Here is a 20,194-nt window from a genome sequence, read left to right on the forward strand (position 1 = left end):
TCCATGAGCAGAAATGATCACCTAGTTGACTTCTCTATCCCCCAATTGCTTCGCTGGCGGGTTAACAGAACACCCGAAAGTCCGGCGTTAAGGGAAAAAGATTTTGGGATCTGGAATACGTATACCTGGAAAGATTACTATACGTTTGTCAGGAAAACAGCACTGGGTCTCAAAGCCATTGGTCTGAAAAAAGGGGAAACCATTGCCATCATCAGTGATAATATTCCCGAACTGTTGTTTACAGCCATTGGAGCCCACGCCATTGGGGCCATTTCAGCAGGCATCTATCAAACCAGTATGCCCGCTGAAATTGCCCAGATTCTTCAATACCTGAAAGTGACCGCGGTCTTTTGTGACAACCAGGAACAGGTGGATAAAGTCCTGGATGTCAGAGACCAGATCCCCAATGTGAAAAAAGTCATTTTTGAAGATCCAAGAGGCATGCGAGCCTATCTGTCAGATGACTGGTTCATTGATATCAAGGATCTCTATCAATTGGGTGAGCAAGCGCATACAGCGGCCCCTGATCTGTTTGAAGCCCTTGTGGACCAGGGCAAACCGGATGATGCCTGCCACCTGTGCCTGACCTCGGGAACCACAGGACTTCCCAAGGGCACCATCATGACCCATAGAAATTATATCAACATGGGGGTGAGAATCACCGAGGTAGACCCCCTGGAACCCACAGATGAATATGTCTCTTTTCTGCCCTTTGCCTGGATTGGCGAGCAGATGAACTCGTTTGGCGTTGCCATGGCAACGGGAATCACCATCAATTTTCCTGAATCTGTTGAAACCGCCATGGCAGATCTAAAGGAAATCGGACCCCATTTCATGTTTGGCGCCCCCCGGATTTATGAAACCATCCGGTCTGAAATCTGGCTGAAAATTGACCAGTCCTATTGGTTGAACAAACTTTTTTACCATTATTTTATTGCTGTCGGTCTTAAAGCAGCCAGTTACCGGATGACCGGCAAATCCATGTCCCTGGGGTTAAAAATCAAATCCTGGTTTGGCACACAGTTTATTTTCCGCCCCCTTGTCAACCAGATCGGTCTGTTACGTCTGCGGCGGGCCTATACGGGCGGTGCAGCCCTGGGCCCTGAACTGTTCACCTTTTACCAGGCCATCGGTGTGAATCTGAAACAAATCTACGGACAGACCGAAATCACCGGGATTGCCTATATGCACCGGGATGGGGATGTCCGGCCCGAAACCGTTGGAAAACCCTTACCCGGAACCGAATGCAAGATTGCCGAAGACGGGGAAATCCTGTCAAAATCCGCCTCTGTGTCACCCGGGTATTATGATTTACCGGAAAAATCTGAAGAATTGCTTGACGGTGGATGGCTGCACTCGGGGGATGCCGGGTTTATAGATGAACACGGCCATCTGGTGGTCATTGACCGATTGTCAGATGTCATGCACAATCATAAAGGGGAAATGTTCTCGCCCATGTTCCTGGAAAATGCGCTTAAATTCAGTCCCTATATAAAAGAGGCAGTGATTTATGGTGATCAGCGGGAGTTTGTGGCGTGTCTGATCAATATCGACCCCATTGTCATGGGCAAATGGGCAGAAGACAGAGGGATTTCCTTTTCCACGTATATGGATCTTTCCGGCAAACCCGAAGTGGCTGAGTTGATAATGGAACAGGTGCTGGATGTCAATTCCCGGGCTGAAAAGGCGCATTTTAAAATCAAGCGGTTTGCCCTGCTCTATAAGCTGTTGGATGTGGATGACGGAGAGTTGACCAAAACCGGTAAGATTCGTCGCAAATTTGTAAAGGAACGATACCAGAACCTGTATGATGCTCTTTATGATGAATCTGTTGATAACAAAGAAGTGGAGGCATCCTTCCAGTATCAGGACGGACAGTCAACAAAAGTGAAAACAAGCATTGCATTTTACACGGTGAAAGGAGTCTGATGAGTTATTTTTTTCAAATTGTAGTCAGTGGTATTGTGGTCGGCTCCATTTATGCACTAGCGGCATTGGGATTGGTACTGGTCTATAAATCCAGCCGGGTTGCAAATTTTGCCCATGGGCAGATTATTGCAGCCGGTGCATTTATCACCTTTTTTCTAACGGTAAATGTTGGCGTACCCATTCTCTTTTCTTTTCTGGCCAGCATGATCATCACGTTTTTTCTGGCCATGAGTGTTGAAAGGATTTTTCTACGCCGCCTCATCGGTGAGCCCATCATATCCGTCATCATGGTGACCATCGGACTGGCCTCCATTATTGACGGTTTGATCTTTATCACCCCCTTTGGCACTGAAAATTTTTCCTTTCCACATTTTCTTCCCCAGACCCCCCTGAGCTTAGGCGGTGTTTCCATTTCATGGACCCAGCTGGTGGGGGTCATCATCACCTTTATCCTCATTGGTGCATTTTCATGGTTTTTTAAAAAATCCACCATTGGCATCTCCATGAGGGCAGTGTCCGATGACCAATTCGGTGCCATGTCTGTGGGGATCTCCGTCCCCAGGGTTTTTGGCCTCGCCTGGGCAACGGCCGGACTATCCGCCGCTGCAGCAGGCTGTATTATCGGCAATATCACCGGGTTAAACTTTGAAACCCTCCAGGCTTTTGGCATTATTGTTTTTCCGGTGGTGATCCTGGGGGGGCTGGATTCCATTTTAGGGGCAGTTGTGGCCGGTATCATCATGGGATTGATCCAGCAGTTTGCCAGCGGTTACCTGGATGGTAATTTCGGTTTAAACGGTACCGGCGATGTCATGCCGTATATTATTTTATTAATCATTCTTCTATTTAAACCCCACGGTTTATTTGGAGTTCATGAAATTGAGCGGGTGTAGCCTATGTCAGCAAATTCATGGTTAGCAACGGGTAATTTTCACACAACCTATCAACAGGAACAAAAAACCTTTTTTACCAGTCTTGACCGGTCCGTGTTCAGCTTTTTTCTGTTACTTTTATTTGTCTGGCCGCTGTTGTTTCCGCTGAGCAACAAATATATGCTTGTTGTGGATAATATTCTCGTCGCCATTGTGGCCGTCATGGGACTGAACCTGGTGACCGGGTTTGCAGGCCTCATTTCCATCGGCCATGCAGCATTTGTCGGCATTGGTGCATACACTGTGGCCTCTTTTTGCAGGACCATGGGGGATTCCCATATCATTGTGACCCATTTCTGGCCCGTGTTGATTGTTATCAGTGGGCTTGTCGGTGCCGGCTTTGGTGCCCTTGTGGGGCTGCCGGCATTACGGCTCAAACATTTGTACCTGGCCATTGCCACCCTGTCGTTTCAAATGATTTTCCAGTGGGTCATTAATTTTATGAGCTTTTTTAACCAGGGCCAGACCATCCACGTTGGTCGTGTCTTCTGGCTGACCGGAAAGGTGGGACGAACAGATCATTACTTTTTCTGGTATTATATCATTCTCGTGGTAGTGGTCCTGCTGGGGTTTGGGGTCCGGAACCTTTTGAAAACCCGTTATGGCCGATGCCTTGTGGCGGTCAGAGATAATGACCGGGCTGCCGATGCCATGGGAATGAATCCCGGACTCACAAAAGTCTATGCCTTTGCCCTGGCCGGTTTTTTTGCCGGGGTGGCCGGTGCTTTGCATGCCTACCTGTACCGGGGGGTCGGGTTTGAATCCTTTACCCTTCATGAATCCGTATCCTATCTGGCCATGGCCATTGTCGGTGGGTTGGGCACCTTGAACGGCTCCTTCTGGGGCCCGGTGGCCATCAAATTCCTGGACCTCCAGGTGGAGCACCTGGCTGAAATCGCAGGACAATACCTGCCCTCGAGTATGAATCTGGCCACAGCATTGAAACCCTTTACGTTTGGTCTTGTGATTGTCCTGTTTTTAATGTTTGAACCCCGGGGGATAGCAAACTGGTGGCGAATCGCAAAATCCTATACAAAGCTATGGCCATTCCGGTATTAATAAAGTTTCAGATAACGGTCTCATTTTATAGCATATAAAGCTCAATAAACCCAAACCAAGGAGGAGAAGGCACATGAAAATCAAAAACATTTTATGGTTAAATGCAGTATTGGTTCTTATCGTTATGTTTGCAGTTACCGCACCCGTAAATGCAGGCGGAAAAGTTTATAAACTGGGCCTGTCCCTGGCCATTACCGGCCCGACGTCTGATGCGGGAAATCCTTACGCAAAAGGGGTTGAGGACTATTTTAAATTTGCAAATGAAACCAAGATCCTGGGTGAAGACACGATTGACTGCACAATCAGAGATGATCAGTATAAAACCGATATCACCAAAAGAAACTTTGAAGAATACCTGGATGAGGGTATTGTCATGTATCTGAACTATTCAACCGGCAGTACTTTAGGACTGAAAAGGGATTTTGAAGAAGAAAAAATTGCTGTTCTTCCTGCCTCCTACCATGCGGGCAATATAGATAATTCCAACTATATCTTTCTGCCGGTGGCCTCCTATTCAGAACAATTGGTTGCCCTTTCCGAGTATGTGGTGAAAAATCATAAAGGCGGCAAAGCCAAAGTAGCCATGTTTATCCATCCCTCCGCCTTTGGCCGGGGCCCGGTGGATGATGCAAAAAAAGCAGTTGCCGCAGGGCTGAACATGGAAATTATTGAAGTGGTGGAACATGGAAAAGACCTTGACAACTCTGCCATGTTAAAACGACTGATGAGCAAGGACGTTCAATATGTCCTCTGCCATACTGTTCAATCCCCTGTAGCCACCATGCTCAAAGATTCATCCCGGTTGGGGTTGACAGCTGAAACCTATGGTGAAAAAGGAAAACTGACATTTCTCGGCGTGCATTACACGGGGGGGAACGACCTGATTGCACTGGCCCCCGACGCCTGCGAAGGGTATTTCTGGACCTGCTCTTTTAACCTGACCTCTGAAAAGGGTGAAGGGACAACAAAACAGCTGGCACTGGCCAAATTATATGGTCGGGATGACAAGGCAGCCAATTCGCATAACTATGCCGCCGGTATCATGGTGGCCCAGGTGACCACGGAAACCATCAAACGCGTCAAGGCCAAGGGGAAAAAGGTCACCAAAGAAAATTGTTACAATGAACTCAATGCAATGAATGGTGCCAACGCCTATCACCCCTATACGACCATGGGACCTGTGACCTATTCAAAAACAGATCGCGCCGGTGTAGATATGCTCCAGATTTACAGTGTCCAGGGGGGGGTGTTCAAAAAAATAGGCACCCCGATTCAATCGGAATACATGAAAAAAATTAAATAAACGATTCTACACGGCCCTGGCGGAATCAAATTTCTGCCATGACTTGAGCTGTACCTTACCGGGAATCTGGTTTACATGGTTTTAAGATTTCCGGTAAGGCCAACCCGAAAATAAAGAAAGTGCGTATGGAAAAGAATCTGCTTGAAGTCAACAACATCGAGGTGGTCTATAATGACATCATCCAGGTATTGCGCGGGGTGAGTCTGAATGTCCCCAAAGGCAGTATCGTCTCTTTGCTGGGAACCAATGGTGCGGGTAAAACCACCACCCTGCGGGCCATCAGTGGCCTTTTAAAACCTGAGAACGGTGCCATCAAGGAAGGGTATATCAAATTCGACGGCAGGGATACCACCCATCTGACAGGTACGGATATCGTAAAACTCGGAGCAGTCATGGTTCCCGAAGGCAGACGGGTGTTTAAACACTTAACCGTGAATGAAAACATCATTGTGGGGTCCATTACCCGGAAAGATGGATCCGCCAAAATACGGGAAGACAATGAACTGATGTACAAACATTTTCCCAGACTCTCCAAGGTGACTAACCGGATGGCCGGGTACAGTTCCGGTGGTGAACAGCAGATGATTGCCATCGCAAGAGCATTAATGGCATCACCTGAAATGCTCATGCTGGATGAACCGTCCCTTGGTCTGGCCCCCCTTCTTGTAAAAGAAATATTTGACAATATTCAAACCATCAATAGAGAACTTGAAACCACCATTCTGGTGGTTGAACAGAATGCAAAAGTCGCCCTTGCCGTATCGGATTATGCCTATATCATGGAATCGGGTAAGATTGTTCTGGAAGGTCCGTCAAAAGACCTCCAGAACAACCCGGATGTAAAAGAATTTTATATGGGAATCACCAAGGGCGGCCGCAGGAAATCCTTTAAAGATGTGAAATCTTATAAAAGACGCAAACGATGGATGTAGACGGTTATTTTAGGAGTTCATTATGAAAATATTAGTTGGATATAATGGCGGGGAAGTCGGCAGACTTGCTTTATCCCTTGCAAGGGATTATGCCCGGACAAACAATGCGTTTGTTTATATTGTCACGTCAATGGAAGGGGGCGCTTCTGAGAAACAATCTGATATTATCAAGGCCGAAGAAGACCTTGATTTTGCCAAACAGCTGATGGAAACGTCCAAAGTCCAATGCGATGCCCAGCAAAGTGTCAGAGGGCTTTCAGCGGGTGAGGACCTGGTTAAATTCGCCCGGGAAAATGAAATTGATCATATTTTTCTGGGAATAAAGAAAAAATCCAGGGCCCAGAAGGCGGTTATCGGCTCCACCGTCCGCTATGTTATCCTTAAAGCACCCTGTCCTGTCACCACGACCAAATTTGAACTAAGCGAGATTACAACGGAAGATCTTTTAAGGGATCGACGGATTCTGGTGGTGGATGATGAGCCGGATATCCTGGAAACTGTTGTCGAACTGCTGGATATGTGTTCTCTTGATACAGCAGCCAGTTTTGAAGACGCTAAAAAACTGCTTAAAAAGAATAGATATGATATGGCCATCCTGGATATCATGGGGGTCAGCGGGTATGATGTGCTTGAACTGGCCCGGAAAAAAGACATTCCCGCACTCATGCTGACGGCCCATGCCCTGACACCTGGGAATTTAAAGGAATCCATTCAAAAAGGGGCGGACTCTTATATTCCCAAGGATGAACTGGCCAATATCGTCAACCATATTGCCGATGTAATCAAAGCCCGGATAGAAGGTAGACAGGGATATGGCGCCTGGTTCAGAATCCTGAAACCCTTCTTTGATAAATCCTTTGGCAAAGGATGGCGGGAAAAGGATCGAAGTTTCTGGAACTCTTTTGATGATAAATACGGCCGATAAGGACCGCAGATGACATAAAGAACTTGGAAACAACAACCACCAAAAGCCCTTTATTTCGTGAAAATTTAACGCATCTGTCAGATTTCCCCCTGGGAGGAATTCGACAGATGCGTTTTCTTATTTAACTCAACTTTCGGGGTTGGCCATTTTTACATGGGGTCAGGCTTTCCTTATGGCACTTTTTAACCGTCTGGTTATGAAATAGTGATAAAAAAGTACAATAAAAAAAGCCTGACCCCGTCGATTAAAGCTAACGTCCGAAAGTTGAGTTAAATAAAAAAAGTCAAAAGGCCATTGATAAATAATGGGTTCTGATGATAAAGAAGTATACATTCTTTTATATTTTCTGGAGAGTAACCATGAATCGACATCATTTTCATTATAGTTTTACGATACTGATCGCCTGCATTTTAATTTTCGGATGTACCTCTGACAAGGAAAAAATTGATACCTTTCTGTCGGAAGCCCAGGCATATTTTGACACTGCAGAATATCAGAAATCCATTATTCAGATTAAAAACGCCATACAATTAGACAATACGTCTGTCAAGGCCTATGAACTGCTGGCCAGAACCCATCTAAAACTCGGAGATGCCCAGGCGGCATTTAAAGCCTTTTTAAGGTTGGAACAGATTGACCCTGAAAATCCGGAACACAAACTCCAGGTCGCGTCCTTTTATCTGCTGGGGAAAAAAAGACCAGAAGCCGAACGTAGGGTTAAAGCGGTACTGGACAAAGAACCGGAAAACATACCGGCCCTTTACCTGAAAGCCGGGATATTGAGTGATAAACAAGAAAACTGGGATAAAATTGAAGCGATTTATTTAAGCATACTGGATATTGATTCCCGCCAGGCAAAGGCCCATCTTGTATTGGCAAGATTATACGGCGCCCAAAAGGATTTTGATAAAACAGAGCAGCACCTTAAACAGGCGGTTGCCATTGAACCGGAAAATATAAATTATGACAAGGCATTATTTGGTTTTTACCTGGCCAAAAGGCAATTTGAGGCGGCTGAATCGGTGCTGAAAGACCTTATTTCTAAAAAACCGGATGATGCCGAACCCCTTATCCTGATCAGTAATTTTTATGTGGGCCAACAAAAACTGGACAAAGCGGAAACCTTATTTTTAAAAGCCATAGCGGTTGATCCAAAAAATCTGAATTCTTACATGCTGCTGGCCAAATTATTGAACAGCCAGAAAAAAACCCAGACAGCTGAAAAGTATATTCAAAAGGCCCTGGAAATAGAACCCGAAAACTTTGCCGTCAAAAACGCCTACGCAGATTTTCAGTTTTCCAATAAACAGATGGTAAAAGCAGAAACCCTGGTGGATGAAATTCTGGCCCAGCGACCGGACTATCTACCGTCAAAACTGCTCAAGGGGAAACTGCTTGCCGCAGCAAAGGACTATGACGGCGCCATTGTGATCTTTCAGTCGCTTGTCAAGGAAGAACCCGAATCCACCCTGTTTAACTTTCTATTGGGCTCCACCTTTTTTGAGAAAAATGATTTCACACAGGCCAAACCCTTTCTGTCAAAAGCCTTGGAAAAAAACCCCAATCTTTACCAGGCAAGGTTGATGATGGCAGACATGTATTATCGCCAGGGAGATCTTTATCTGGCCGAGGACAATGTAAAAAAAGTGTTGAAAGCGTTACCCAAGCATTACAATGCCAATATTCTGCTGGGCAATATTCTGATGGCCGATAACAATGCTGTGATGGCGAAAACCATATTTGAAGACATGATCGATTTGGACCCCAATAACCCCTCCGCTTATTTCCGGTTGGGAATTGTCAATCGCCTGGAACGAGACACGCCGGCAGCCCTGAAAAATTTTAATACTGCCCTGGCATTAAATCCCCATCTCATGGATGTCTTCACAAACCTGATAGCGGTGTATGCATCGGAAAAACGCTATACGACCGCATTAGACATATGTGATACCCATTTAAAAAAAATCAATACCTCCCCAGTCATCAGCTCAATTATTCTCAACCTTAAAGGCAATATCCTGCTGGCCAGCGGGAAAATTGACCAGGGAAAGGACGTATTAAAACAATCCATTGAAAAAAATCCAGCCTATATTACCCCTTATCTTACCCTGGCCAAAATTCTTAACAGCGAAAATAAGACAGATGATGCCATTGCCCTTTACACAGCGCTCATCGACAAACGACCGGATCAACCGTCAGCCCACAGCATGGTTGGAACCCTGTACGAAAAACAACAAAAATTTGATCTGGCCGAAGATCACTATAAAAAAGCCCTGGAAATCAACCCGGATTACATCCCTGCCGTGAATAACCTTGCGTTCCTCTATGCCGAGCAGAACAAGGAATTGAACAAAGCCCTGGACCTGGCCCGGCAGGCGAAAGAGCGGTTTGGAAAACTGCCGGCGATTATGGATACACTGGGCTGGGTCTATTACAAGAAAGAACTGTATGACAGTGCGGTAGCGGAATTTGAGACCTGTGTGGACAAAGAGCCGGACAACCCCATTTTCCATTACCATCTGGGTCTTGCCTTCAACCGCCTGGGGCAATATGTCAAAGCGGAAACCGCCTTAAAAAAAGCCCTGGAACTGCAAACGGATTTTAATGGCGCAGATGAGGCAAAAAAGGTATTAACCCAGTTATAGGATGGTGATCTCATCGCTGAAGGTTGTGAGGGATTCAAGACCATTGTCTGTGACCAGCAATGAATTTTCTATCCCCACAACGCCTTTTCCCGGTATGACCGTTTTGGGTTCCAGTGCCATGATCATACCGTTTTCCAGGGCCAGTTTCTGACCCTGGGCAATAAAGGGGAATTCATCCAGTTCAAGGCCGATACCATGACCGGTGAACCGGATCCGTCGTTCCCCTGCCCCCATGAAATTGTCTTTGTAGCCTTTGGCTTCCGCCATGGACATCATCCGGTCATAGATATCCCCGGTAACCGTTCCCGGGGTAGCGTGCTGTTTCACCATCTCCTGGATTTCCAGCATGGCGTTGTGGGCGCTCAACAGATCCCCGGGCAACTTCCCCAGGGAAAAAATTCGGGTGTGGTCACTGATATACCCATTCAAAACAAAGACATAATCCACCATTACCGGTTCATTTCTTTTAATGGTAGTAAACCCGGGCCCCTGGGCAATACTGGGGTTCACCCCTCTGCCGCCGGTGGGTGAGGCAAAACAACTGGGGACCGCAGCTCCCGGCCCGGCCATGATATGGCCGTAGAACAGATCATTGTCCCACATGCGCATCCGGATCAGGCCTTGATGTCCAAGGCTTCTGGCATATGCTTCCAGCAATCCGGCAAATTCAATTTCCGTCATGCCTTCCCTGATTATATCCGGCACCTTGGCAGCCACTTTATCTGCCATATGGGATGCCTTGCGCATCAAGTCGATTTCATAATCTGATTTTACGGCCCGCTGCAGCCGGATCTGGGGTGAGATATCCATGAGAGTTGATCCGGAAAATATTTTTTTAAACAGCAGGTACAGGTTGACAGTCAATACATCCAGTTCAAGACCCAGATGGCGGGGCATCAAATGTCCGTATGCCCCAAGGGTCTGGGGAATGTCTTTGGGGCTGACAAGGGAAACAACCTGTGCCAGGCCGGATTCTTCCATGGCCCGTTGATAATCCTTGAAAATCATCAACACCGGTTCGCCTTGAGCCGGGATATACAGCCATCCCTGCTGGGTGGTGCCGGCATAATAAAACATGTCGGCTTTTTGTAAAATCAGGACCCCGTCCACATTGTTTGTTTCAAGTCTTGCCTGTAACCCGACAATTCTTGTTTTCTGCTCCGCTTCAGGCAAGGTTTTATCAAACTGATTCATCGGTTTCACCATGATTTTTTTATTAAAATAACTCAACATTTTTACATGGGGTCAGGCTTTCTTTATGGCACTTTTTCCCTCTGGTCATGGAATAGTGATAAAAAACACCATAAAAAAAGCCTGACCCCTTCCATTAAAGCTAAAGGCCGAAAGTTGATAGAATAAAAAAAAGCCATGACACGGCAGTGATGCTTTGCCATGCCATAGCTTCTCTTCAAGGAAGTAAACAGCCTGATTATGCCTGACCGTAAACACCGTGCTTGGACGAAAAATTGCCCATATGCAAGGCGCAAAGAATATAGAAACCGGAGTGTACTATAGTACATGAGGCCCAATCCTATATAACTTGGCAATATTTTGCAGCAACGCAGCAGATGGGTGAGTTTTCGTTCAAACACTAATTAACTGTAATCATAAAAGCCTTTACCCGTTTTCCTACCCAGCCAGCCAGCTTCCACATATTTTCTTAACAGCGGGCAGGGCCTGTATTTGGAATCTTTAAATCCTTCATACAATGTCTCCATGATGGCCAGACAGGTGTCCAGGCCAATCAGGTCTGCCAGCGCAAGGGGTCCCATGGGATGGTTGGCCCCCAGCCGCATCACCGTATCAATATCTTCTGGTTTTCCCACACTCTGATACAGACAGAAAACCGCCTCATTGATCATGGGCAGTAATATCCTATTGGCAATAAACCCGGGGAAATCATTGGCTTCAGCAGGGGTTTTTCCAAAGTCTTCACACAATTTCCAGGTGGTATCAAAGGTCTCAGCAGAAGTGGCAAGCCCTTTAATAACCTCCACCAGTTTCATCACAGGAACCGGATTCATGAAATGCATCCCGATCACCTTGTCCGGACGGGAGGTTCTGGCCGCAATACGGCCGATGGGAATGGAAGAGGTGTTCGTGGCCAGAATGACCTGGGGGGGGCAGATCTTATCCAGGTCTTCAAAAATTTTAAATTTCAGATCTTCTCTTTCCACAGCGGCCTCAACAACAAAATCCACGGATGCCATGTCTTTCAAATCAGTGGTAGTCGTTATCCTGCCAAGGATGGCCGCCTTGTCAGCCTCGGAAATTTTTTCTTTTTTGACCATTCGGTCAAGATTTTTTGTGATGGTGGCAATACCATTTTCACAAAATTCTGGTTTAATATCACTCATTACAACGTCAAGGCCGCTGGCGGCGGCAACCTGTGCAATCCCGTTGCCCATTTGACCGGACCCAATAACACCAAATGTCTTTACTTGCATTTTTCCTCCTTAAGTATGCGTCTTTCCCAATCGTTTGATTCATTGTCCTTTGTTTGACAATGATTTGTCATATCACCTGTTGACCACAAGCGCAACAGCTTCTCCACCCCCCAGGCAAAGAGAGGCAAGGCCGCAATGCACATCCCGCTTTATCATTTCATAGAGTAAGGTGGTCAACACCCTGGCACCGGAAGCACCGATGGGATGCCCCAGGGCAACGCTGCCGCCATTGACGTTTACGCGCTCAGGGTCAAGTTCCAGCACGCGGTTAATCCCTGTAGAGCTGCCGGAAAAGGCTTCATTAATTTCAAACAAATCGATATCTGAAATGGACACCCCCTCTTTTTTCAAAACCTTGGGAATGGCATAAATCGGGGCCATCAAAACATGTTTCATATCAATGCCATAGGATGCCTGGGAACCCACGGTGGCCATAATCCCGCAGCCCAGTTCCCTGGCTTTTTTTTCGCTCATGACCACAAGCGCTGAAGCCCCGTCACTGATGATGGAGGCATTTCCAGCGGTGCCCTTCCCGTCTTTTTTAAAGGCTGGTTTCATGGTTGAAAGGGCCTGGTAACTGGTTTCTTTGGGGCATTCATCCGTATCAAAGATAAGGGGATCTCCTTTTCTCTGGGGGATCTTGACCGGCACGATTTCATCCGCAAACCGGCCCCGGGCAATGGATGTCATTGCCCGTTCATACGACTGCGCTGCAAATGCATCCTGGGCTTGTCTGGAGACGGCCCATTTTTCACAACACAATTCATTGGACATGCCCATGTGAAAATCATTGATCACATCCCACAACCCGTCATGGACCATATGATCTTCGATTCTGCCGGGTCCCATGCGATGGCCCCACCGGGCTTTATCCATATAATAAGGGGCCATGCTCATATTTTCCATGCCCCCGGCCACCACCACCTCGGCATCACCACACTGGATGGCCTGGGCCGCCAGCATCACGGCTTTCAATGACGACCCGCACACTTTATTCACTGTAATGGACTCAACGTCCCAGGGAAGACCCGCTTTTACCGCAGCAATCTTTCCCGGATTCTGGCCATACCCACAGGGCAGCACCATGCCCATGATACACTCGTTAACATCACGTTTATCAATACCCGCCCGGGCAATGGCCTCTTCGATCACCAGGGCTCCCAGGTCCGTGGCCCCAATGGCTTTTAATGTTCCGCCAAAACTTCCCAGAGGGGTTCGTGTGGCACTGACGATAACTGCTGTATTCATATTTAAAATTCTCCTCGTTTTTTTTTTACATAATGCCGAACCGGAAACGCCTTGTTTGGGCGGAAAGTTGCCCATATGCAAGGCGCAAAAAATTTTGAAACCGGAGTGTACTATAGTACATGAGGATTTCACAATTTTGCAGCAACGCATCAGATGGGTAAGTTTCCGTTCAAACACTACATATTTCTTCTGTATTTTCCCCCTACCTCATACAACGCCTGGGTAATGGTCCCCAGGCTGCAGACCTGGACCGTCTCCATCAAGCGTTCAAACATGTTTTCACCGTTCAATGCCGCCTGTTTCAGATCCTCAATGGCCTGACCGGCTTCATCCTGATGTCGTTCTTTAAACGCTTTCAACCGGTCCAGCTGAGCCTGTTTCTGACCATCTGTTGACCGTGAAAGCTCCAGATGATTTGCCATTTCCGCGTAATCCGCATCTGGATCTTCAAATGTATTCACCCCCACAATGGGAAGCCCGCCGGAATGCTTAAGGTACTCATAATACATGGATTCTTCCTGGATCTTACCTCTCTGGTATCCGGTTTCCATGGCCCCCAGCACACCGCCTCTTTCCGTAATTCTTTCAAATTCAATGAGAACAGCCTCTTCCACAAGATCGGTGAGCTCATCCACGATAAAGCTGCCCTGGAGCGGATTTTCATTCTGGGTCAACCCCCACTCCCGGTTGACAATCAACTGGATGGCCAGGGCGCGTCTCACCGATTCTGCCGATGGTGTGGTAATGGCTTCATCAAACGCATTGGTGTGAAGGCTGTTACAATTGTCATAAACGGCACACAGCCCCTGGAGCGTGGTACGGATATCATTGAACTGGATATCCTGGCTGTGCAGGGATCTGCCCGAGGTCTGAATATGATATTTCAATCGCTGGGATTTTTCATTTCCCCCATATTTATATTTCATGGCCACAGCCCAGATCCGTCTGGCCACCCTGCCGATCACCGTATATTCCGGATCCATGCCATTGGAAAAGAAAAATGAGAGGGAGGGCGCAAAGCTATCGATATCCATTCCCCGGGAAAGATAATACTCCACATAGGTGAACCCGTTGGCCAGGGTCAATGCCAATTGGGTGATGGGATTTGCCCCGGCCTCGGCAATATGGTATCCGGATATGGAAACGGAATAAAAATTCTGGACCTTATGATCAATAAAATACTGCTGGATATCCCCCATCATTTTCAAGGCAAATTCAATGGAAAAAATACAGGTATTCTGTCCCTGGTCCTCTTTTAAAATATCGGCCTGAACCGTTCCCCTTACATTGGACAGGGCAAACTGCCGAATGGCTTCGGCTTCATCGTCCGACGGTTCCCGATGGTGTTGTTCTTTAAACTTATCCATCTGCTGGGCCATGGCCGTATTCATGAACTTGGCCAACATCATGGGGGCCGGGCCATTGATGGTCATGGACACCGATGTATTGGGCGCACACAGGTCAAACCCGCTGTACAGGACCTTTACATCATCCAGGGTACAGATGCTCACCCCGGAAGTACCGATTTTGCCGTAAATATCCGGCCGCGTATCCGGATCAAATCCGTAAAGGGTTACCGAATCAAAAGCAGTGGACAACCGCTTGGCCGGATAACTGCCGGACAATAGTTTGAACCGCCGGTTGGTATCTTCAGGACCGCCTTCTCCGGCAAACATCCGGGTGGGATCTTCATCCGCCCGTTTCAGGGGAAACACCCCGGCTGTGTAAGGAAAATGTCCCGCAACATTTTCGTTTCGCATCCAGGTATATACTTCTCCCGGATCTTTGAACCGGGGCAGGGAGATTTTCGGAATTTTCGAATGGGACAGGGACTGGGTGTAAAGGGGCAACCGGAATTCTTTGTCCCGGACATAATACACCAGCTCTTCCTGCTCATACCGACCCTTTAAGGAATTAAAGTCATTGATAATGCCATCGGTCTCCGGTTCTACCAGGGCCTGGGCCTGGACAACCGCTTCCTTTAATTGTTCCAGGACCTGGGACAATGGATCAAGTCCCTCGTCCACTAAACTGTTAGATGCCTCAATCAAATGCCACCGGTTTCGTAGGGCATCTGCCTGGTCCATGGTTGTTTTGTTGTAGTGTCTTACGGCGTCGGCAATTTCAGCCAGGTACCGCGTTCTTGCCCCCGGAATAATAATGGTTTTCGAAGAAGATTCTTTTTTATCCGTCCGGGGAAGACGGGAATCATATTGAATATTTTTCTTTTCAAAAATCAAATCCAGAAGCCCGTGATAAAATGCGGTAACCCCGTCATCATTAAATTTGGATGCAATGGTGCCGTATACGGGCAACGTTTTTGGATCTGTTTCCCAGGCTTTACGATTTCTCTGGACCTGTTTTCGCACATCCCGCACAGCATCTTCACTGCCTTTTTTCTCATACTTGTTCACCACAACCATATCTGCATAATCCAGCATATCGATCTTTTCCAGCTGGGAAGGAGCGCCGAATTCTGCGGTCATGACATAGACGGACAGATCCACCAGGTCCACCACCCGGGAATCTCCCTGACCAATACCGGCCGTTTCCACCAGAATCATGTCATACCCCGCCGCCTTGACCACACAGATAGCATCGGGCAGAACATCGGGAAGCTCTGTCTGGGACCGTCTTGTGGCCAGAGACCGCATATACACGCGCCCGGTTTCAATGGAATTCATCCTGATCCTGTCCCCTAAAAGGGCACCACCTGTTTTTTTTCTGGACGGATCACAGGAAATAACGGCAATATGAATATCTTTAAAATCATGGAGAATTCTGATAATCAATTCATCTGTCAAAGATGACTTGCCCGCACCACCGGTACCGGTTAATCCGATAACAGGAACATCCCGTTTTTCTGCCCGTTTGGAAATGCCGGCCATAATTTTTTTAAACATATCCCGTTGGCCGGCCTTGGCTTCCTGAACGGCAGTAATAAAATTTGCCGTCACATATTTATTCTCTACGGTCAGATCCTCAACCGCCAGATGCTCATAATCCACCGAAGGGGCATCCATGGATTGCATCATATCATTGATCATCCCCTGAAGTCCCATTTTTGAGCCATCTTCAGGAGAATAGATCCGGGTTATCCCATAGGCATGCAGTTCATCCATTTCCGCGGGAATGATCACACCGCCGCCACCGCCGAAAATCTTAATATGGGATGCACCTCTTTCGTCTAAAAGATCTTTGATATACTTAAAATATTCAACATGTCCGCCCTGGTAACTGGATACGGCAATCCCCTGTACATCTTCTTCTATGGCCGCGTCCACCACCTCTTTTGCAGACCGGTTATGACCGATGTGAATCACTTCCGCACCGGAATCCTGTAAAATTCTTCTCATGATATTGATGGCCGCATCATGACCATCAAAAAGCGATGTCGCCGTCACCACCTTAACGGAATATCTGGGTTTATAGATTTGGGTTTCCGTGCTCATCATTCCTCCTTGTCAGACGTTCTGGAGTTTGATCAAACTAAACAAAGTTTATCTGCCATGATTTAAGTGGCATAAACCGTTAAAAAAATAAATAAGAAATCTTATATTTGTTAAAATATCAACCCAAGGATAAAATTGGTTTGAAGCTTAATATATTCCTCAATGCTAAAATTGCGCTGCATGTGCCAGCGCCGAAACGCCCACATCTGACCCAGAACGGATATGTTGTGACCCACAAGATTCAATAGTTTATCGTCCAGTTCAGGAAAGGGGGTCTTCCCTGACATTGACGACAGCGCATCAATAAAAATATCGGTGATATTCAACTCATTGACCAGAACCCGTACTTTCCATTTTTCCGGTAAAAACTGGGTTACCTGATACATGAGCAGAATATGGTCTCCCATGCGATCGCACACATAAAAATATTGACGAATGACCCGGGCAAGCCGTTCCTTTCCCTTATCCGTATTTGACAGGGCCTTTTCCACCGCATCCCGGACCTCTTCATGAATGGTTTTACAGACCAGATACAGGAGATCTTCTTTGGAACTGACATATTCGTACAAAGAACCAATGGAAAAATTGGCTGCCTTTGCAATCATCCGGGTCGTGGTTTTATGATATCCATGTTCAATAAAAAGTTTTACCGTGGAATCGATAATCTGGCGCCGTTTTTCACGAACCAGCTCAGGGTTCTTTATTTGTGTCGGAACTTCGCCGTCAGGTGTTGGAGACTTGAGTTTATTCAGTCTTCCCAAATGATCACTCCTTTCCCTTAAAAAAACAGGTTCAATGATGATGCTTGAACGAGCGCTCAGTCATATATTTTTTTTACATTTATTGTCTTTCTTGTCAAGGGATTATCCAGAGAGATCCCAAGTATGTTTTTAAAATTGAATCAGAATAAATTTGACATGGACATCCTCAAAATATACTTCTATAGAAGATAGCCGTCTCAATGATCCGTTGACGTTCATGATATTGTTTTGTGGGAAATCTTAACCAGCCCTTTTGAAAGGAAAAGACAACCTGCTTGACTTCCATTGACTGTTTCGATAGATCATTTGTGTCGGATCTTTGCTGCATGAACTTTAATCGCTACTCCCATACCCTGCTTGTTTTTGGTTTATGGGTTAACAATATTTGAGATATCGCTATTTATGGTAATGAAGACAAACACCGACGATTTTATTCAGCCCGGCTATGGTGGATATATAGTTGATATTGATATCGGAAGTACCTTTACCGATACGATCCTGTCATGGCAAAACAGGGTTGAACATTTCAAGATCGAGACAACACCCCACGATTTTAGCATCTGTGTCAAGAATTCCTTAAATCACGCCTCAAAAAAAATAGCGTTATCAGATATCTCCAGTTTTTTGCACCATACGTCAATCCTTCGTCTATCTACGAGTTTATCTACTAACATCATTGTTGAACGAACGGGAACAAAGTGTGGGATGCTCTTACCAAAAGGGTGGAAAACCAGGTTAAAAAAACACCTGATGATGAGAAAAACCCTATCTCCGGCTGAGGATGATTATAATCTTAAGGAGATAGATGTAACAGAAATCAAAAAACCGTTTGATGGTCAGCATATAGACCCAGCAGTGGAAGAGAAGATCCGTCAAAATTTTCTTCGATTGGTTGAGTGGGGAGCCGCAGCTGTTGTTGTTTGTCTGGGAGAAGATACCCTCTCTGTTGAGATGGAGCAGAGCATAAAGAAACTAATTCAAAAATATAATCGGGAACACACCATCGGTTTTGTTCCATTACATTTGGGACATCAGGTCAGCAGCAACATCAATTTTATCAGCCGCCTTCATTCCTCGCTATTGAACGCCTATTGTCATCAGGGACTCTCGTGTCATTTGATGAAAATCAAAGCGTATCTGAGAAAGGAAGGATATCGACGTCCGCTCTTGATTGTCAATTCAAATGGCGGAACAACCCGCATTTCAAAAACCTATCCGGTTCAAACGATCAACTCCGGTGCTTCGGCGGGAATATTCGGAGTCTCTGAAATTGCCAAAAAAGAAAATATTACGAATTTGATTTCCATTGATATCGGTGGCACCAGTACTGAAATCGGTCAGTTGAAAAATGGCAGAATTGAAAGAAAACTCCCTGCTGAATTTAGTGGATTCCCTTTTGATCTTTCTTTTTATGTGAACAAAACGTTGGGGATTGGAGGTGGTTCCATAGTAACAATTGGAGAAAAGGGTGAGATTTGTTTGGGGCCACAAAGCACCGGTGCCTTCCCGGGCCCGGCATGTTATGCTTTGGGCGGTAGAGAGCCTACTTTAACAGATGCTTATCTGCTCCTTGGATACTTCGATGGAACTTATTTTTTAGGAGGACAAAAACGGATCCATCGAAAGGTTGCTGCGGAAGTCTTCAACCGGACGCTGGCACAACCATTAGGTATTCCTGTCGAGGAAGCAGCTTTCATGGTCAAAGAAACGGCCGTCCAGTCAGTGGGAAAGGCAATCAGTAAAATCATCGCCTCAACAAATTGGGATATACCGGAGATCTCTCTGTTTCCTTTAGGTGGCGGTGGCGGTTGTATCGGTGCTGACATTGCAAAATATCTGAGGATAACAGATGTTCGTTTTTTCAGGCGGGCACCTGTTTCAGGGGCTTTTGGTTCCAGCCTAATGGATGTTCAACATCTTTATCATAAACGAATCAATTTCCCCTTTTCTGCTGATACTGCGGGAATTAATAAAATTTGTTCAAAAATAAATTCAATTCTTGTTTTGCTTCAGCGAAAAGCGGTGACCGATATGAATGCCGAGGGATTTGAACCGGAAGAAGTAAAGTTTCATACCGAGCTTGATATAAAAGTCATCAATTCGATGATTGTCATCAGGATTCCCTTATATTCTTCATTTATCTGGGGTCATAATTGGGTGGATCTTGTCGAACTGGCAGGTAAAGAGATTCACAAAAAAACATCAAAAAGGAACACAGGACATCTGAGTGTTGCCGGTTTGCACTTAATTGCTACTGGACGTACGCGACATTTGGCGTGGAACAATCTTCCAGAACAATTTCCGTCTGAACACTCCCTGGCAAAAGGAAAACGGTTTGTTTATGAGGGGAAGGGGAAAAAAGTGTCCTCTATCGTTTACGAATGGCATAAACTTAGCCATTTGCATGATTATGAGGGGCCTTGTATTATTGAAAGCCGAGATACCACCATTATTGTTCCATCTGATATGTGTGTAAGGATAGATAAAAAACTATCGGGCAGAATTTTTCCAAAATCCGATGGGCTAATACCGCCAGAAACAAAAAGAACCTGAATAAAAAA

The 20,194-nt window shown here is 46.2% G+C and carries 13 protein-coding genes; 8 read left to right on the forward strand and 5 right to left on the reverse strand.

Annotated features, from left to right (window positions below; genetic code table 11):
* The first annotated feature begins 3 nt into the window (after positions 1-3).
* From Q1Q15_RS09180 to Q1Q15_RS09210, 7 genes are all read left to right on the forward strand, one after another.
* On the forward strand, positions 4-1,929 hold the full coding sequence (locus Q1Q15_RS09180) for an AMP-binding protein (protein WP_300458762.1): 1,926 nt from the start codon (positions 4-6) through the stop codon (positions 1,927-1,929).
* Positions 1,929-2,822 (forward strand): branched-chain amino acid ABC transporter permease, encoded by an 894-nt coding sequence (locus tag Q1Q15_RS09185; protein ID WP_300458765.1) that lies wholly within the window; start codon positions 1,929-1,931, stop codon positions 2,820-2,822. The genes Q1Q15_RS09180 and Q1Q15_RS09185 overlap by 1 nt, the downstream gene beginning before the upstream one ends.
* A gap of 3 nt (positions 2,823-2,825) precedes the next feature.
* Complete coding sequence (locus Q1Q15_RS09190) at positions 2,826-3,920, forward strand: branched-chain amino acid ABC transporter permease (protein ID WP_300458767.1); 1,095 nt, start codon at positions 2,826-2,828, stop codon at positions 3,918-3,920.
* A 73-nt stretch (positions 3,921-3,993) separates the two neighbouring features.
* Entirely contained in the window at positions 3,994-5,223 is a 1,230-nt protein-coding gene (locus Q1Q15_RS09195; RefSeq protein ID WP_300458770.1) for an ABC transporter substrate-binding protein, read from the forward strand.
* Positions 5,224-5,348: 125 nt separating this feature from the next.
* Positions 5,349-6,155, forward strand: coding sequence for an ABC transporter ATP-binding protein (locus Q1Q15_RS09200; RefSeq protein WP_300458772.1), 807 nt, complete (start codon positions 5,349-5,351; stop codon positions 6,153-6,155).
* Between the two features lie 22 nt (positions 6,156-6,177).
* A complete protein-coding gene (locus Q1Q15_RS09205) occupies positions 6,178-7,080 on the forward strand; it encodes a universal stress protein (protein ID WP_300458774.1) in 903 nt (300 codons plus the stop codon).
* A gap of 359 nt (positions 7,081-7,439) precedes the next feature.
* On the forward strand, positions 7,440-9,725 hold the full coding sequence (locus Q1Q15_RS09210) for a tetratricopeptide repeat protein (protein ID WP_300458777.1): 2,286 nt from the start codon (positions 7,440-7,442) through the stop codon (positions 9,723-9,725).
* Here Q1Q15_RS09210 and Q1Q15_RS09215 read toward each other — a convergent pair.
* The 5 genes from Q1Q15_RS09215 to Q1Q15_RS09235 all read right to left on the reverse strand — a co-directional run bounded on the left by Q1Q15_RS09215 (position 9,720) and on the right by Q1Q15_RS09235 (position 17,633).
* A complete protein-coding gene (locus Q1Q15_RS09215) occupies positions 9,720-10,919 on the reverse strand; it encodes a Xaa-Pro peptidase family protein (RefSeq protein WP_300458780.1) in 1,200 nt (399 codons plus the stop codon). The two genes, Q1Q15_RS09210 and Q1Q15_RS09215, sit on opposite strands and share 6 nt — an antisense overlap.
* 401 nt (positions 10,920-11,320) lie before the next feature.
* On the reverse strand, positions 11,321-12,172 hold the full coding sequence (locus tag Q1Q15_RS09220; RefSeq protein WP_300458782.1) for a 3-hydroxybutyryl-CoA dehydrogenase: 852 nt from the start codon (positions 12,170-12,172) through the stop codon (positions 11,321-11,323).
* Positions 12,173-12,244: 72 nt separating this feature from the next.
* Complete coding sequence (locus tag Q1Q15_RS09225; RefSeq protein WP_300458785.1) at positions 12,245-13,420, reverse strand: acetyl-CoA C-acetyltransferase; 1,176 nt, start codon at positions 13,418-13,420, stop codon at positions 12,245-12,247.
* Positions 13,421-13,596: 176 nt separating this feature from the next.
* Positions 13,597-16,872 carry a fused isobutyryl-CoA mutase/GTPase IcmF gene (gene icmF / locus Q1Q15_RS09230; protein WP_300458786.1) on the reverse strand — a complete coding sequence of 1,092 codons (3,276 nt, stop codon included), beginning with the start codon at positions 16,870-16,872 and terminating at the stop codon, positions 13,597-13,599.
* Positions 16,873-16,982: 110 nt separating this feature from the next.
* Positions 16,983-17,633, reverse strand: coding sequence for a TetR/AcrR family transcriptional regulator (locus tag Q1Q15_RS09235; protein ID WP_300458789.1), 651 nt, complete (start codon positions 17,631-17,633; stop codon positions 16,983-16,985).
* 408 nt (positions 17,634-18,041) lie between these two features.
* Between Q1Q15_RS09235 and Q1Q15_RS09240 the strand changes: the two genes are divergently transcribed.
* Positions 18,042-20,186: a hydantoinase/oxoprolinase family protein gene (locus Q1Q15_RS09240; RefSeq protein WP_363320918.1), complete on the forward strand. Its 2,145-nt coding sequence runs from the start codon at positions 18,042-18,044 to the stop codon at positions 20,184-20,186.
* Positions 20,187-20,194: the final 8 nt, after the last annotated feature.

This window comes from Desulfobacula sp., from assembly GCF_030145145.1.
GTDB lineage: Bacteria > Desulfobacterota > Desulfobacteria > Desulfobacterales > Desulfobacteraceae > Desulfobacula.